The organism is Streptomyces gamaensis, assembly GCF_042656465.1.
Taxonomy (GTDB): Bacteria; Actinomycetota; Actinomycetes; order Streptomycetales; family Streptomycetaceae; genus Streptomyces; species Streptomyces gamaensis.
In genome coordinates, this window is record NZ_JBHSPB010000002.1 from 440907 (window position 1) to 459316 (window position 18410).

Genomic DNA, 18410 nt, shown 5'->3' on the forward strand with positions numbered 1-18410 from the left:
ACGTAGAACACATGTCGAACGACGACAAGCTCAGGGATTACCTCAAGCGCGTGATGGTGGACCTGCGCCACACCCGTCGGCAGCTGGGAGAGCTGGAGGCGAAGGACACCGAGCCCATCGCCATCGTCGGGATGTCCTGCCGCTACCCGGGCGGCGTCGGCTCGCCCGAGGACCTGTGGCAGCTGGTCTCCTCCGGCGGCGACGCCATATCGGCCTTCCCCGCCGACCGCGGCTGGGACCTGGACGCCATCCACGACCCCGAACCCGGGCGCACGGGCAGGACGTACGTGCGCGACGGCGGATTCCTCCACGACGCCGCCGAGTTCGACCCCGCGTTCTTCGGGATCTCCCCCCGCGAGGCCCTCGTCATGGACCCGCAGCAGCGCCTGCTGCTGCAGACCTCCTGGGAGGCCTTCGAGCGTGCCGGCATCGACCCGGCCGCCGCGCGCGGCACCCGTACCGGCGTGTTCGTCGGCACCAACGGCCAGGACCACGCCTATCTCCAGCAGCGCGGCGACGCGGACATCGAGGCCCACCTCGTCACCGCGAACACGGCCGCCGTGGTCTCCGGCCGGATCTCCTACGTCTTCGGCCTCGAAGGCCCCGCCGTCACCGTGGACACGGCCTGCTCGTCCTCCCTGGTGGCCCTGCACCTGGCCGCCGAGGCGCTGCGTCGCGGTGAGTGCTCGCTGGCACTGGCCGGCGGAGTGACCGTGATGGCCACGCCGAACACCTTCATCGCGTTCAGCGCGCAGCGCGGCCTGTCCCCGGACGGCCGCTGCCGCGCGTTCTCCGCTTCCGCCGACGGCACGTCCATGTCCGAGGGCGTCGGCGTCCTCCTGCTGGAGCGGCTCTCCGACGCCCGCCGCAACGGCCACGAGGTGCTCGCCGTCGTACGCGGCAGCGCGATCAACCAGGACGGCGCGTCCAACGGTCTCACCGCGCCGAACGGACCCTCGCAGGTGCGAGTGATCCAACAGGCCCTGGAACACGCCCGGCTGACCGCCTCCCAGGTCGACGCCGTCGAGGCACACGGCACGGCCACCACCCTCGGTGACCCCATCGAGGCGGAGGCCCTGCTCGCCACCTACGGCCAGGAGCACTCCGTGGACCAGCCCCTGTGGCTGGGGTCCGTCAAGTCCAACTTCGGTCACACGCAGGCGGCTTCCGGAGTCGCCGGTGTGATCAAGATGGTGATGGCGATCCGCAACGGCGTGCTCCCGCAGACGCTGCACGTCGACGAACCCACCCCGCAGGTCGACTGGTCGGCGGGCGGTGTCCGGCTGCTCACCGAGGCGGTGCGGTGGCCGGAGACGGACCACCCGCGCCGGGCCGCCGTGTCGTCCTTCGGCGTCAGCGGTACCAACGCGCACACGATCATCGAGCAGGCCCCCGCCGAGGAGGAGGCGGCCGAAGAGCCCGCCGGGGCCCCGGCCGCCGGCCCGCTGGCATGGGTGCTCTCGGCGAAGAGCGAGACGTCGCTGCGGGGGCAGGCGGAGCGCCTGCTGTCCTTCGTGGAGGACCGCCCCGGGCTCTCGCCGGCCGACGTCGCCTTCTCCCTCGCCACGACACGCGCCACCTGGGACCGGCGCGCGGCCGTCGTGGGGGAGAGCCTGGAGGAACTCACTGATGCTGTACGGGCGTTGGCTTCGGGTGCTCCGTCGGCTTCGGTGGTGCAGGGGGTGGCGCGTTCCGGGGGCAAGGTCGGTTTCCTGTTCTCGGGTCAGGGGTCGCAGCGGCTGGGGATGGGCCGGGAGTTGTATGCGGCGTTCCCGGTGTTCGCCGAGGCGTATGACGAGGTGTGTGCGCTGCTGGAGGTGCCGGTCGATGTCGATTCGGAGGAGTTGCACCAGACCGGGTGCACGCAGCCTGCGCTGTTCGCCATTGAGGTGGCGTTGTTCCGGCTGCTGGAGTCCTGGGGTATTCGGCCGGACTTCGTGGCGGGTCACTCGGTGGGTGAGATCGCTGCCGCGCATGTGGCGGGTGTGCTGTCGCTGGACGATGCGGCGAGGCTGGTGTCGGCGCGTGCCGCGCTGATGCAGGCGTTGCCCTTCGGTGGGGCGATGGTGGCGGTGCAGGCCACGGAGGACGAGGTCCTGCCGCACCTCACCGATAACGTCGGGATGGCGGCCATCAACGGACCGCAGTCGGTGGTGATTTCCGGCGCCGAAGAGGCCGTACTGGCGGTCGCGGAGGTTTTCACCCAGCAGGGTCGTAAGACGTCGCGGCTGAAGGTCAGTCACGCGTTCCACTCGCCGCTGATGGACCCGATGCTCGACGAGTTCCGCGCCGTCGTGAGCGGACTGACCTTCAACGAGCCCACGATCCCCGTGGTGTCGAACCTGACGGGACGCCTGGCCGAGCCTTACACGCCCGAGTACTGGGTCCGTCACGTCCGTGAAGCGGTCCGCTTCGCCGACGGCATCAAGACCCTGCATGAGCACGGCGTGACCACCTTCGTGGAGATCGGCCCCGGCGGTGTCCTCAGCGGCATGACCCAGGGCTGCTTGGACGACGCGCTCACCGTTCCCGTACTGCGCGCCGGCCGCCCCGAGCCGCAGGCGATCACCACCGCCCTCGCCGAACTCCACGTGCACGGCGTCTCCCCCGACTGGCACGCCCTGTTCCCCAGTGCCCACCGCGTCGACCTGCCCACCTACGCCTTCCAGCAGCAGCGTTACTGGCTGGAGACACCCGAAGCCGAGACGGCCGTCGTGGACGCGGTCGACGCAGACTTCTGGGCGAGTGTCGAGCGCGAGGACGTGCAGTCGCTGGCCGCCACCCTGGGGCTGGGTGCCGAGGAACTCGACGTTGTCCTCCCGAAGTTGTCGGCCTGGCGGCGGCAGCGCCGTGAGCAGTCCGTCGTGGACGGCTGGCGCTACCGGATGGCCTGGCAGCCGCTGAACGGCCTGCCCGTCTCCGACCTGTCCGGCACCTGGCTGTTCGTGGCCCCCGCAGGCGACGCGTGGGCCGAAACCGTCCGTACGGGGCTCGCCGCACGCGGCGCGCACCTGATCACGCTCGCTGTCGGCGCCGACACCGACCGCCCGGCTCTGGCCCGCGAACTGGAGCGGGCCGTGGACGGATCCCAACCCCTCGACGGCGTCCTGTCGTTGCTCGCGGTCGACGAGAGCGCCTCGCCCGAGCACCCGGCCGTCTCCCGGGGGCTGGCCCACACCGTGGCCCTGACCCGGGCCCTCGGCGACGCGGGCATCGACGCGCCGCTGTGGTGCGCCACCCGGGGAGCCGCGGCCACCGGCCGCTCCGACGACGCGCCGCTCAGCGCCGTACAGAACCAGGTGTGGGGCTTCGGCCGGTCCCTGGCCCTGGAACAGCCCGGACGCTGGGGCGGTCTGATCGACCTGCCCGCCAAGCTCGACGACCGCGCCGCCGGCCGCGTCGCCGCCGTGCTCGACCAGACTCCCGGGACGGCCGAGGACCAGGTGGCCGTCCGCGCGTCCGGCGTGTTCACCGTCCGGCTCACCCACGCCCGGAACGGCGCCGGGCGGCCGTGGTCGCCGCGCGGCACGGTGCTGATCACCGGTGGTACGGGCGCGCTGGGCGGTCACGTCGCGCGCTGGCTGGCCGGTGCGGGCGCCGAGCACCTGGTGCTGACGAGCCGTCGCGGAGCCGACGCCCCCGGCGCGGACGGACTCAAGGCGGAACTGGAGGCGTTGGGCGCACGCGTCACCCTCGCCGCGTGCGACGTCGCCTGCCGCGACGCGGTGGCCGGGCTCCTCGCCCAGCACACCTTCACCGCCGTCTTCCACGCGGCCGGCGTCGAACAGCTCGCCCCCTTCGACGAGCTGACCCTCGACGACTTCGCCCGCACCCTCGCCGCGAAGACAGGCGGCGCCACACACCTGGACAACCTGCTCGGCGAGCAGGAGCTGGACGCCTTCGTCCTCTTCTCCTCCATCTCCGGCGTATGGGGCAGCGGACTGCAGACCGCCTACGCCTCCGCCAACGCCTTCCTCGACGGCCTCGCCGCGCGGCGCAGGGCCAAGGGCCTGACCGCCACCGCCATCGCCTGGGGGCCCTGGGCCGACGGCGGCATGGTCACCGGCTCCGACGAGGAGCACCTCCGCCGCCGTGGCGTCATCACCCTGCCGCCCGCGCTCGCCGTGTCCGCCGTACAGCGCGCGCTGGACTGCGACGAAACCGCCGTCGTGGTGGCCGACATGGACTGGGAGCGGTTCATCGGACCGTTCACGATGGCCCGCCCGAGCGCGCTGCTGTCCGAGCTGCCCGAGGTACGCCGCGCCACGTCCGCCGTGTCCCCCGACACCGCCACGGGCGGCACGCCCCTGGCGGACCGGCTGTCCGCGCTGTCCGAGGCCGAACGCGCGGAGACCCTGCTCGACCTGGTCCGCGCCCACGTCGCGGCCGTACTGGGCCACGCCTCGGCGGCGGACGTCGAGCCCGAACGGGCCTTCAAGGACCTGGGCTTCGACTCGCTGACCGCCGTCGAACTCCGCAACAGGATCAACACGGCGACCGGCCTCGCCCTGCCGCCCACGCTGGTCTTCGACTACCCCAACGCCACCGCGCTCGCCGCCTTCCTCCTCACCGAGCTGCTCGGTGACGGTACCGCCGCGCTGCCGGCGGGCCGTACCGCCGTCGCCGACGACGAGCCCATCGCGATCGTGGCCATGAGCTGCCGCCTGCCCGGCGGCGTCGACTCCCCCGAAGGCCTGTGGAACCTCGTTTCCTCCGGCGGAGACGCCATCTCGGGATTCCCGGCCAACCGCGGCTGGGACACCGACAACCTCTACGACCCCGACCCCGAGCGCGTCGGCAGGACCTATGCGCGCGACGGCGGTTTCCTCTACGACGCCACCGACTTCGACGCCGCCTTCTTCGGAATCTCACCGCGTGAGGCCCTCGCCATGGACCCGCAGCAGCGGCTCCTGCTGGAGGCCACGTGGGAGACCTTCGAGCGCGCGGGCCTGACCGCCGCCCAGGTGCGGGGCAGCCGGACGGGCGTGTTCGTCGGCCTGGCCTACCAGGGCTACGGGGCCGACGTGCGCCGCACGCCGGAAGGAGTCGAGGGACACCGACTGGTCGGCGGCGCGTCCAGTGTCGCGTCGGGTCGTGTGTCGTACACGTTCGGTCTGGAGGGGCCGGCGGTCACGGTCGACACGGCGTGCTCGTCGTCGTTGGTGGCGCTGCATCTGGCGATTCAGTCGTTGCGCAGTGGTGAGTGCTCGATGGCGCTGGCCGGTGGTGTGACGGTGATGGCGAGTCCGACGGTGTTCGTGGAGTTCAGCCGTCAGCGCGGCCTGTCGCCGGACGGCCGGTGCAGGGCGTTCGCCGAAGGAGCGGACGGCACCGGCTGGAGTGAAGGCGTCGGCATGCTCCTGGTGGAGCGGCTCTCCGACGCCCGGCGCAATGGGCATCAGGTGCTGGCTGTCGTGCGGGGATCCGCCGTCAACCAGGATGGTGCGTCGAATGGTCTGACGGCGCCGAACGGTCCTGCGCAGCAGCGGGTGATCCGGGAGGCCCTGGCCGCCGCTGGGCTTTCTGGCGCCGATGTGGACGCGGTGGAGGCGCACGGTACGGGGACGAAGCTGGGTGACCCGATCGAGGCGCAGGCGGTCATCGCGACGTACGGTCAGGAGCGGTCGGCGGAGCGGCCGTTGTGGCTGGGGTCGTTGAAGTCCAACATTGGGCACACGCAGGCGGCTGCGGGTGCTGCGGGCATCATCAAGATGGTGATGGCGATGCGGCACGGTGTGCTGCCGCGAACCCTGCACGTGGACGAGCCGACGCCGCATGTGGACTGGTCGGCGGGTACGGTACGGCTGCTGACCGAAGCCGTTGGCTGGGAGGCCGACGGTCCGCGCCGCGCGGGCATCTCCTCCTTCGGCGTCAGCGGCACCAACGCCCACGTCATCGTCGAACAGGCCCCCGCTGCGGCGGAGCTGTCTCCCACGCCGGACTCCGGTGGCATCGTGCCGTGGGTGCTCTCGGGCAAGGGCGAGGCGGCGTTGCGCGCGCAGGCGGCCCGGCTGGCCGACTACCTGGACGTGCAAGGCAGTTGGACCGCTTCCGACGTCGGCCTGTCCCTGGCCTCCCGCGAGATGTTCGAGGACCGTGCGGTGCTCGTCGCCCAGGGGCCGGACGAACTCCGGCAGGCCCTGACCGCGCTCGTGGCCGGTCAGCCGGCGGCGACCGTGGTGACCGGGCGCGCCCACTCCGGCGGCAAGCTGGGCTTCCTGTTCTCCGGTCAGGGCTCGCAGCGGCTCGGTATGGGCCGGGAGTTGTACGAGACGTTCCCGGTGTTCGCGGAGGCGTACGACCAGGTGTGCGCGTATCTCGACGCGCCGGTCGACGTGGACGCCGAGACGCTGCACGAGACCGGGTGCACGCAGCCCGCGTTGTTCGCGGTCGAGGTGGCGCTGTTCCGGCTGCTGGAGTCCTGGGGCATCCGCCCCGACTATGTGGCGGGTCATTCCGTCGGTGAGATCGCTGCCGCGCATGTGGCCGGGGTGCTGTCGCTGGGGGATGCGGCGAGGCTGGTGTCGGCGCGTGCTGCGCTGATGCAGGCGTTGCCTGTCGGCGGGGCGATGGTGGCGGTGCAGGCTACGGAGGGCGAGGTCCTGCCGCACCTCACTGGCAACGTGGGTATCGCTGCGATCAACGGACCGCAGTCGGTGGTGATTTCGGGCGATGAGGACGCGGTCCTCGGGATCGCGGAGGTCTTCGCCGAGCAGGGTCGTAAGACGTCCCGGCTGAAGGTCAGTCACGCGTTCCACTCGCCGCTCATGGACCCGATGCTCGACGAGTTCCGTGCGGTCGTCAGCGGGCTGACCTTCAACGAGCCCGCAATCCCGGTGGTGTCGAACCTGACGGGACGCCTGGCCGAGCCTTACACGCCCGAGTACTGGGTCCGTCACGTCCGTGAAGCGGTCCGTTTCGCCGACGGCATCAAGACCCTCCACGAGCACGGCGTGACCACCTTCGTGGAGATCGGCCCCGGCGGCGTCCTCAGCGGCATGACCCAAGGCTGCCTGGACGACGCGCTCACCGTCCCGGTCCTGCGCGCCGACCGCCCCGAGCCGCAGGCGATCACCACCGCCCTCGCCGAACTCCACGTGCACGGCGTCTCCCCCGACTGGCACGCCCTGCTCCCCGGCGCCCACCGCGTCGACCTGCCCACCTACCCCTTCCAGCGCGAGCGTTACTGGCTGGCGGGGGAGGACCTGACCGCCGTCACCGACGCCCCGGCCGACGGCACGGACTCCGGATTCTGGGACTCCGTGGAGCGGGAGGACCTGGAGTCCCTCGCCGCGACCCTGGGCGTCGGGGCCGACGAGTCGCTGAGCGCGATCCTGCCCCGGCTGTCCGCGTGGCGGCGGCAGCGCCGCGAACAGTCCGTGGTCGACGGCTGGCGCTACCGCGTCACCTGGAAGCCCCTCGGCGCGCTCCCGGACACCGGGGCGTCCGGCACCTGGTTGCTCGTGGCCGCCGACGACACCGAGTGGACCACCGAGGTCCGTACCACGCTGGCCGAGCGCGGCCTCGACCTGGTGACCCTCACCGTCGGCCGGCCCACCGACCGGCAGACGCTCGCCCACGAGCTGGCCGGAGTCGCCCCGGTAGCCGGTGTGCTGTCGCTGCTGGCCGAGGACGAGGACGCCTCCCCCGAGCAGCCCGCCCTGCCGCACGGCCTGTCCGCAACTCTCCTTCTGATCCAGGCACTTGGCGACGCCGGTATCGACGCACCGCTGTGGTGCGCCACTCGGGGCGCGGTCGCCACCGGCCGCTCCGACCGCGTGGACCGGCCGGTACAGGCCCAGGTGTGGGGCTTCGGCCGGGCGGCGGCCCTGGAGTACCCGCAGCGCTGGGGCGGTCTGCTCGACCTCCCCGGGTCGCTGGACGCCCGTACGGCGGCCCGCGTGGTCGCCGTCCTGGGACAGTCGGCCGAGGACCAGGTGGCCGTACGGGCCTCGGGCGTCTTCGGACGCCGGCTGGTACGCGCCGACCGCAGCTCCGGGCCCGAGCGGCAGTGGTCGCCGCGCGGCACGGTGCTGATCACCGGTGGTACGGGTGCGCTGGGTGGTCACGTGGCGCGCTGGCTGGCCGGAGCGGGCGCCGAACACCTGGTGCTGACGAGCCGTCGGGGCATGGACGCCCCGGGTGCGGCCGAGCTGAAGTCCGAGCTGGAGAAGCTCGGTTGCCGTGTGACCGTCGCCGCGTGCGACGTGGCCGACCGTGCGGCCCTGGCCGCGCTGCTTGCCGAGCACCCGGTGAACGCCGTCGTCCACGCGGCCGGCGTCAGCGACCACATCATGATCGAGGACACCGGAACGGACGCGTTCGCGCGCACCCTGTCGGCGAAGACGGCGGGAGCGACACACCTGGACGAACTGCTGGACGGCCAGGAGCTGGACGCGTTCGTGCTGTTCTCCTCCGGCGCCGGCATCTGGGGCGGCGCCGGCCAGGGCGCCTACTCGGCGGCCAACGCCTACCTCGACGCCCTGGCCGAACACCGTCGGGCACGCGGCCGTACCGCCCTCGCCGTCTCCTGGAGCGGCTGGGCCGAGGGCGGCATGGCCAGTGTCGGCGACGCCGAGGACATGCTGCGCCGGCGCGGCCTGTCGCCCATGCGGCCGGCGCTCGCGGTCTCCGCGCTGCGGCAGGCCGTGACGGACGACGAAACCACCCTGACCGTCGCCGACTTCGACTGGGAGCGGTTCATCGGACCGTTCACGGTCGGCCGCCCGAGCGCCCTGCTGTCCGACGTGCCCGAGGCCCAGCGGGCGCTGGAGAACCGGGCACCCGACGGCGCCGAGGCCGGCAACGCGCTCGCGGCCCGGCTGGCCGCCCTCTCGGCCGGCGAGCAGGACCGCGCTCTGGTGGACCTGGTCCGTACGCACGCGGCCGCCGTCCTCGGGCACGCCGGGACCACGGCCGTGGAGGCCGAACGGGCCTTCAAGGACCTCGGTTTCGACTCGCTGACCGCCGTCGAACTGCGCAACAAGCTCACCGCCGAGACCGGTCTCGCCCTGCCCACCACCCTCGTCTTCGACTACCCGAACGCCACGGCCCTCGCCCGCCACCTGCGGGCCGAACTGCTCGGCGCGCAGGCCGCCGCGCTGCCCGCCGAGCGCACGGCCGCCGACGACGAGCCCATCGCGATCGTGGCGATGAGCTGCCGTCTGCCCGGCGGCGTCGGCTCGCCCGAGGACCTGTGGCAGCTCGTGCTGTCCGGCGGCGACGCCGTGGCGGGCTTCCCCGAGGACCGAGGCTGGGACATCGACGGACTCTACGACCCCGACCCGGGCGTCCCCGGCAAGACCTACGCCCGCGACGGCGGATTCCTCTACGACGCGGGCGACTTCGACGCCGCGCTGTTCGGGATCTCCCCCCGCGAGGCCTTGGCGATGGACCCGCAGCAGCGGCTGCTGCTGGAGACCACGTGGGAGGCCTTCGAGCGCGCGGGCATCGACCCGGCCTCGCTGAAGGGCAGCCGCACGGGCGTGTTCGTCGGCATGTCCTACCAGGGCTACGGCGCCGGCCTCCCGCAGGTCCCCGAAGGCGTCGAGGGGCACCTGCTGACCGGCAGTGCCGCGAGTGTCGTCTCCGGGCGTGTGGCCTACTCGTTCGGTCTGGAGGGCCCGGCCGTCACCGTCGACACGGCCTGCTCGTCCTCGCTCGTCGCCCTGCACTTGGCCATCCAGTCGCTGCGCAACGGCGAGAGCACGATGGCCGTCGCGGGCGGTGTGAACGTCATGGCCGTACCGGCCGCGTTCGTGGAGTTCAGCCGGCAGCGCGGACTGTCCGCCGACGGCCGCTGCAAGGCGTTCGGCGCCGGCGCCGACGGCACCGGCTGGGCGGAAGGCGCGGGCGTCGTCCTCGTCGAGCGCCTCGGCGACGCCGTGCGCAACGGCCACCAGGTCCTCGCGGTCGTACGGGGCAGCGCGATCAACCAGGACGGCGCCTCCAACGGCCTGACCGCGCCGAACGGTCCCGCGCAGCAGCGCGTGATCCGGCAGGCGCTGGCCTCCGCCGGACTCACCGAGGCCGACGTCGACGCCGTCGAGGCGCACGGCACGGGCACCGCGCTGGGCGACCCCATCGAGGCACAGGCCCTCCTGGCGACCTACGGTCAGGACCGCTCCGCCGAACAGCCGCTGTGGCTCGGCTCGTTGAAGTCCAACATCGGGCACGCGCAGGCGGCGTCCGGAGTCGCCGGCGTCATCAAGATGGTGATGGCGATGCGGCACGGACTGCTGCCGCGCACCCTGCACGCGGACGAGCCGACGCCGCACGTGGACTGGTCGGCGGGCGCGGTACGGCTGCTCACCGAGGCGGTGGAGTGGCCCGCGCAGGGCCGTCCGCGCCGCGCCGGCATCTCGTCCTTCGGCGTCAGCGGCACCAACGCGCACACCATCATCGAGCAGGCCCCGCCGGTCGAAGCCGCCGCCGTCACCCCGGCCGGGGCCGCTCCGACGGCCGTGCCGTGGGTGCTGTCCGGCAAGTCCGAGGCCGCGCTGCGGGACCAGGCCGAGCGCCTGCTGTCCCACGTCGCGGGAGAGACCGGGCTGTCGCCCGCCGACGTCGGCTACTCGCTGGCCACCAGCCGCGCCGCGCTGGAGCACCGCGCCGCCGTCGTCGCGGCCGACCGCGACCGGCTCGTCGACGGACTGCGCGCCCTGGTCTCGGGCACACCCGCCCCCGGCGTCACCCTCGGCCGCGCCGACACCACCCGGACCGGCTTCCTCTTCTCCGGTCAGGGCTCCCAACGCCCCGGCATGGGGCGGGAGTTGTACGAGGCGTTCCCGGTGTTCGCTGAGGCGTACGACCAGGTGTGCGCCCACCTCGACCGGCACCTCGACCGGCCGCTGCGGGACGTCGTCCTCGGCGAGGACGACACGGACGGCGAGGAGCTGAACCGCACCGTCTTCACCCAGCCCGCGCTGTTCGCCTTCGAAGTGGCGCTGTTCCGGCTCCTCGAATCCTGGGGCATCCGCCCGGACTTCATGGCGGGCCACTCCGTCGGCGAGATCGCCGCCGCGCACGTGGCCGGGGCGCTCTCGCTGGAGGACGCGGCCACGCTGGTGACCGCCCGCGCCCGGCTGATGCAGGCGCTGCCCGCAGGCGGCGCCATGATGGCGGTGCAGGCGACCGAGGACGAGGTCCTGCCGCACCTCACCGACGAGGTGAGCGTCGCGGCCGTCAACGGACCGCAGTCCGTGGTGATTTCCGGCGCTGAGGACGCCGTGCTGGCGATCGCGGAGGTCTTCGCCCAGCAGGGTCGTAAGACGTCCCGGCTGAAGGTCAGTCACGCGTTCCACTCGCCGCTGATGGACCCCATGCTGGAGGAGTTCGCCCGCGTCGTCGAAGGACTGCGCTTCGAGAAGCCGAGGATTCCCGTCGTCTCCAACGTCACGGGCGGACTCGTCGGGACGTACTCGGCCGAGTACTGGGTCCGGCACGTGCGCGAAGCCGTCCGCTTCGCCGACGGCGTCCGCACCCTGGGCGAGCTGGGCGTGACCACCTTCATGGAGGTCGGCCCCGGCGGCGTCCTCAGCGCCCTGGCCCAGGGCTGCCTGGACGGCGCGCTCACCATCCCCGCCGTACGCGCCGACAGCCCGGAACCCGAGGCGGTCACCGGCGCCGTCGCGCAGGCCCACGTGCACGGCGTGCCCGTCGACTGGCACGCCTGCTTCGCCGGCCGGGACGTCCGCACGGTGGACCTGCCGACCTACGCCTTCCAGCACCAGCGGTACTGGCTGGAGACCACGGCGCCCACCGCCGCCGCCCTCGGCGCCGACGCCGTGGAGACGGAGTTCTGGGAGACGGTGGAGCGCGAGGACGCCCAGTCCCTCGCGGCCACACTCGACCTGCCCGCCGAGCAGCTCGACGCGGTACTGCCCCGGCTGTCCGCGTGGCGGCGGCAGCGCCGCGAGGAGTCCCTCGTGGACGGCTGGTCCTACCGGGCCGGCTGGAAGCCGTTCGGCGGCCGCCGCAGCCACGAACTCTCCGGCGACTGGCTGTTCCTGGTCACCGAGGAGACCGAGTGGACCACCGTGGTCCGCGAAGGGCTCACGTCCTGCGGGGCCCGGACCGTCCCCGTCGTCGTCGACGCGGCCACGGACCGCGGCACGCTGCTGCGGCAACTCCAGGCCGCCACGAGCGCAACGCCGCTCGCGGGCGTGATCTCCCTCCTCGGGGTCGACGAGCGGCCGCACCCCGGGCACCCGGCTCTCGCCGTGGGCACCGCGCTGACCATCACCCTCGTCCAGGCACTGGGCGACGCGGGCATCGACGCCCCCCTGTGGAACATGACCAAGTCGGCTGTATCCACGGGCCGTTCGGACGCAGAGCCCAGTGCCGTCCAGCACGCCGTGTGGGGACTGGGCCGGGTGGCCGCCCTGGAGCACGCGCGACGCTGGGGCGGTCTGGTCGACCTGCCCGAGGAGATCGACGACCGGCTCGCCGGCCGCCTCGCCGGAGTGCTGGGGCAGTCGGCCGAGGACCAGGTGGCCGTACGGGCCCGGGGCGTGTTCGTCCGCCGGCTGTCCCGAGTCACGGGCGGCGGCCGGAAGGGCCGTGCGTGGTCGCCGCGTGGCACGGTGCTGATCACCGGTGGTACGGGCGCGCTGGGCGGTCACGTGGCGCGTTGGCTGGCCGGTGCGGGTGCGGAGCATCTGGTGCTGACGAGCCGTCGGGGCATGGACGCCCCGGGTGCGGCCGATCTGAAGTCCGAGCTGGAGGCGCTGGGTTCGCGGGTCACTGTCGCCGCGTGCGACGTGGCCGACCGTACGGCACTGGCCGCACTGCTCGCCGAGCACCCGGTGAACGCCGTCGTCCACACGGCGGGCGTCGACCAGCTGGAGGCGTTCGAGGACATGACGCTCGGCACCTTCGCCGACGTGCTGTCCGCGAAGGCCGCCGGCGCCCTGCACCTCGATGAACTGCTGGGCGAGCGGGAGCTGGACGCCTTCGTCCTGTTCTCCTCCATCGCGGGCGTGTGGGGCAGCGGCCACCAGGCCGCCTACGCCGCCGCCAACGCCGTGCTCGACGGCATCGCCGAACGGCGCCGCGCCCGGGGCCTGGCAGCGACCGCCGTGGCCTGGGGCCCGTGGGCCGGCGGCGGCATGGCCGAGAGCGAGGGCGCCGACGAACGGCTGCGGCGCCGGGGCCTGATCCCGATGCCCGCCGCGCTCGCGGTCTTCGCACTCCGGCAGGCCCTCGAATCCGGCGAGGCCACCACGACCGTCGCCGACATCGACTGGGAGCGGTTCCTGCCCTCGTTCACCCTGGGACGTCCCAGCGCACTGCTCGGCGACCTCCCGGAGGCCGAACGGATCCTCAGCACCGGTGGCCGCGCCGAGGAGACCGGCACGGCCGCCGCCTCCCCGCTGGCCGGCCGTCTCGCCGGGATGCGCGAGGCCGAGCAGGAGACGGTGCTGGTCGAAATCGTCCGTACGCACGCGGCGGCCGTCCTCGGCCACAGCGACGCCGGCGAGGTCGAGGCCGAACGGGCCTTCAAGGACCTGGGCTTCGACTCCCTGACCGCCGTCGAACTGCGCAACAAGCTCAACACCGAGACCGGCCTCGTCCTGCCCCCCACGCTGGTCTTCGACTACCCGAACGCCACCGCGCTCGCCCGGCAGCTCCGCGCCGAGCTCACCGGCCGTACCGCCGCGACGACGGCACCGGCCGCGGCCGCCGCACCGGGCGCGGCCGACGACCCCATCGCGATCGTGGGGATGGCGTGCCGGTATCCGGGTGGTGTGCGGTCGCCGGAGGATCTGTGGCGGCTGGTGTCCGGTGGTGTGGACGCGGTCGGTGGGTTCCCGGCGGACCGTGGCTGGGATGTGGAGGGGATCTACGATCCGGATCCGGAGGCGTCGGGGAAGACGTATACGCGTCGGGGTGGATTCCTCTATGAGGCGGGGGAGTTCGATCCGGGGTTCTTCGGGATCTCGCCGCGTGAGGCGGTGGCGATGGATCCGCAGCAGCGGCTGCTGCTGGAGACGACGTGGGAGACCTTCGAGCGGGCGGGTCTGGACGCGGAGTCGGTGCGGGGCAGCCGTACCGGGGTCTTCGTCGGCTCCGGCTACCAGGACTACGCGGCACAGGCGTTCAACGCCATCGACGACTCCGAGGGCTTCTTCGGCACGGGCAACTCCGCGAGCATCATGTCCGGCCGTCTCGCCTACACCTTCGGACTCGAAGGCCCGGCCGTCACCGTGGACACGGCCTGCTCGTCCTCACTGGTCGCACTGCACTGGGCGATCCAGGCGCTGCGCAGCGGCGAGTGCTCCATGGCGCTGGCCGGCGGCGTCATGGTGATGTCCACCCCGCGAGCCTTCGTGGAGTTCAGCCGCCAGCGCGGCCTGGCCGAGGACGGCCGGTGCAAGGCGTTCGCGGCGGGCGCGGACGGCACCGGGTGGGCCGAGGGCGTCGGCATGCTCTTGGTGGAGCGGCTCTCCGACGCCCAGCGCAACGGGCACCAGGTGCTGGCCGTCGTCCGGGGCAGCGCGATCAACCAGGATGGTGCGTCGAATGGTCTGACGGCGCCGAACGGTCCTGCGCAACAGCGGGTGATCCGGGAGGCCCTGGCCGCTGCCGGGCTGTCTGCGGCGGACGTGGATGCGGTGGAGGCGCACGGTACGGGCACGCGGCTGGGTGACCCGATCGAGGCGCAGGCGCTGCTGGCGACGTACGGTCAGGAGCGGTCGGAGGAACGGCCGTTGTGGCTGGGCTCGTTGAAGTCCAACATCGGTCACGCGCAGGCTGCCGCCGGTGTCGGCGGCATCATCAAGATGGTCATGGCGATGCGTCATGGCGTGCTGCCGCAGACCTTGCACGTGGACGAGCCGACGCCGCACGTGGACTGGTCGGCGGGGGCGGTACAGCTGCTGACCGAGGCGATGGAGTGGCCTTCGGACGGCCGTCCGCGCCGGGCGGGCATCTCGTCCTTCGGTGTCAGCGGCACCAACGCGCACGTCATCGTCGAGCAGGCTCCGTCCGTCGAGGAAGAGCCCGTCGGTTCTTCTGTCTCGGGCCCGTACGCGTGGGTGCTGTCGGCGAAGAGTGAGGCGGCGCTGCGGGCGCAGGCGGCCAGGCTGCTGTCGTTCGCCGATGGTGAGTCCTCGCCTGCGGACGTCGGGTTCTCGCTGGCCACGACCCGGGCGGCGCTGCGGCACCGGGCTGTGGTGGTGGGGGAGAGCCGCGAGGAACTGCTGGGCGGTCTGGCCGACTTGGCTGCGGGCACCCCGGCTGCCGGTGTGGTGCTGGGGCGTCCGGCCGGCGGAAAGGTCGGGTTCCTCTTCTCCGGCCAGGGATCGCAGCGGATCGGTATGGGTCGGGAGTTGTACGAGGCGTTCCCGGTGTTCGCGGAGGCCTACGACGAGGTGTGCGCGTATCTGGACGCGCCGGTCGATGTCGACTCGGAGGAGTTGGACCAGACCGGGTGCACGCAGCCCGCGTTGTTCGCCATTGAAGTGGCGTTGTTCCGGCTGCTGGAGTCCTGGGGTGTCCGGCCCGACTATGTGGCGGGTCACTCGGTGGGTGAGATCGCTGCCGCGCATGTGGCCGGGGTGTTGTCGCTGGACGATGCGGCGAAGCTGGTGTCGGCGCGTGCTGCGCTGATGCAGGCGTTGCCTGTCGGCGGGGCGATGGTGGCGGTGCAGGCCACGGAGGACGAGGTCCTGCCGCACCTCACCGACAACGTCGGGATCGCGGCGATCAACGGCCCGCAGTCGGTGGTGGTTTCCGGCGCCGAAGAGGCCGTGCTGGCGGTCGCGGAGGTCTTCGCCGGGCTGGGTCGTAAGACGTCCCGGCTGAAGGTCAGTCACGCGTTCCACTCGCCGCTGATGGACCCCATACTCGACGAGTTCCGTGCGGTTGTCAGCGGACTGACCTTCAACGAGCCGACGATCCCCGTGGTCTCGAACCTGACGGGACGCCTGGCCGAGCCTTACACGCCCGAGTACTGGGTCCGTCACGTCCGTGAAGCGGTCCGCTTCGCCGACGGCATCAAGACCCTCCACGAGCACGGCGTGACCACCTTCGTGGAGATCGGCCCCGGCGGCGTCCTCAGCGGCATGACCCAGGGCTGCCTCGACGGCGCCGTCACCGTCCCGGCATTGCGCGCCGACCGCCCCGAGCGGCAAGCGCTCACCACGGCTCTCGCGCAGCTGCACACCCGTGGAGTCCCGGTGGACTGGCGGGCGTTCTTCCCCGGCGGCCGGACCGTGGACCTGCCGACGTACGCGTTCCAGCACGAGCGGTACTGGGTCGAGGCGGCGGAGCAGGTCGTCCCGGTGGCCGACCCGGTGGACGCGGAGTTCTGGGAGACGGTGGAGCGCGAGGACCTGGAGACCCTCGCCGGGACGCTGGAGATCCGCGCCGAGGACTCGTTCAGCGAGGTGCTGCCGAGGCTCTCGTCGTGGCGGCGGCAGCGCAAGGAACGGTCCACCGTGGACCATTGGCGCTACCGCGAGACGTGGAAGCGCGTCACCGACCCCCAGCACACCCACCACTCCGGCACGTGGCTGGTCCCGGTCGCCGCCGCGCAGACCGGCGAGGACTGGGTCACCGCCTGCCTGCGCGGGCTGACCGGCCAAGGGCTGGCTCCGGTGCCGGTCCCGGTCGAGCCGGCCGCCGACCGCAAGGCCCTCGCCCAGCAGCTCGCCCGGGCGGCGGGCAACGGCCCCGTCGCCGGCGTGCTGTCACTGCTCGCCGTCGACAGCACCCCCGCCCCGGCCGGCGGGCCGGCCAACGGAACCACGCTGTCCGTCCTGCTCGTACAGGCCCTCGGCGACTCCGGTATCGACGCCCCGCTGTGGTGCGCGACCCGCGACGCGATGGCCGTCGGCCCCGCCGACCGTACGGCGGACCCCGAGCAGTCCCAGGTGTGGGGGCTGGGCCGGGTGGTCGCGCTGGAGCACTCGCCGCGCTGGGGCGGCCTGATCGACCTCCCCGGGACCATCGACGGGCACGCCGCGAGCCGCCTCGCCGGAGTGCTGGCCCAGTCCGTCGAGGACCAGGTGGCGGTCCGTACCGAGGGCGTGTTCGTCCGCCGGCTGTCCCGGGCCACCGCCGGCCACCAGGGCCGTACGTGGTCGCCGCGCGGCACGGTGCTGATCACCGGTGGTACGGGCGCGCTGGGCAGTCACGTCGCGCGCTGGCTGGCCGGTGCGGGCGCCGAACACCTGGTGCTGACGAGCCGTCGGGGCATGGACGCCCCGGGTGCGGGTGAGCTGAAGTCCGAGCTGGAGACGCTGGGTTCGCGGGTCACTGTCGCCGCGTGCGACGTGGCCGACCGTACGGCCCTGGCCGAGCTGCTCGCCGAGCACCCGGTGAACGCCGTCGTCCACACGGCCGGCACCGCCGAAGCGGGCATGCTCGCCGACACCACCCTCGACGCGTTCACGGCCACGGTCTCCGCGAAGGCCCTCGGGGCCCGGTACCTGGACGAACTGCTCGGCGAGCGGGAGCTGGACGCCTTCGTCCTGTTCTCCTCCATCTCCGGCGTGTGGGGCAGTGGCGGCCAGGCCGCCTACGCGGCGGCCAACGCCTACCTCGACGGCCTGGCACGCAACCGCCGGGCCCGCGGCCTCACCGCGACCGCGATCGCCTGGGGCCCGTGGGGCGAGGGCGGCATGGTCGCCGACACCGGGGACGAGGAGCGGCTGCGGCTGCGCGGCCTCAACGTGCTGCGGCCGCAACAGGCGCTCTCCGCCCTGCAGTCCGCGCTCAGCGGCGGGGACACCACGGTCACCGTGGCCGACGTCGACTGGGAGCGCTTCGTCGTCCCGTTCACCCTCAGCAGGCCGAGCGCGCTGCTGGGCGAGCTGCCCGAGGTCAGGAACGTCCTCGCCGAGGAGCCCGCCGAGCAGACCACGCAACCGTCCGCGCTGCGGGAGAAGCTCTCCGGACTGTCCGAGAGCGAACAGCAACGCCTGCTCGTGGACACGGTGTGCGCCCACGCGGCAGCCGTACTCGGCCACAGCGGCTCCGGGGCGGTGGAAGCCGACCTGCCCTTCAGGGACCTCGGCTTCGACTCGCTGACCGCCGTCGAACTGCGCAACAAGCTCACCGCCGACACCGGCCTGACCCTGCCCGCCACCCTGGTCTTCGACTACCCGACCCCGGAAGCCATCGCCCGGCACCTGCGGACCGAACTCGCCGACGGCACAGGCCCGTCCGAGGTCTCGGTCTTCAGCGAACTGGACCGGCTGGAGTCGGTGATCTCGACGGTGTCCTCCGCCGAGGAGACGGTCCGGTCGGGCGTGCGCCGGCGACTGCAGGAACTGCTGTCCCTGATGAACTCCACCGACGGCCGGGGCGAGAAGCCCGCCGACACCCGCAACCTTGAGGACGCGACGATCGACGACATCTTCGACCTGATCGATCAAGATCTGGGAAATTCCTAGTTCCTGGCC

1 protein-coding gene is annotated in these 18410 nt (G+C 72.7%); it reads left to right on the forward strand.

Translation table 11 applies throughout. The features are described 5' to 3' along the window. Nucleotides 1–11: 11 nt before the first annotated feature. The gene (locus ACFP1Z_RS04440) at nucleotides 12–18401 is read left to right on the forward strand and encodes a type I polyketide synthase (protein WP_417801276.1); all 18390 of its coding nucleotides are present in this window, start codon (nucleotides 12–14) and stop codon (nucleotides 18399–18401) included. Nucleotides 18402–18410: the final 9 nt, after the last annotated feature.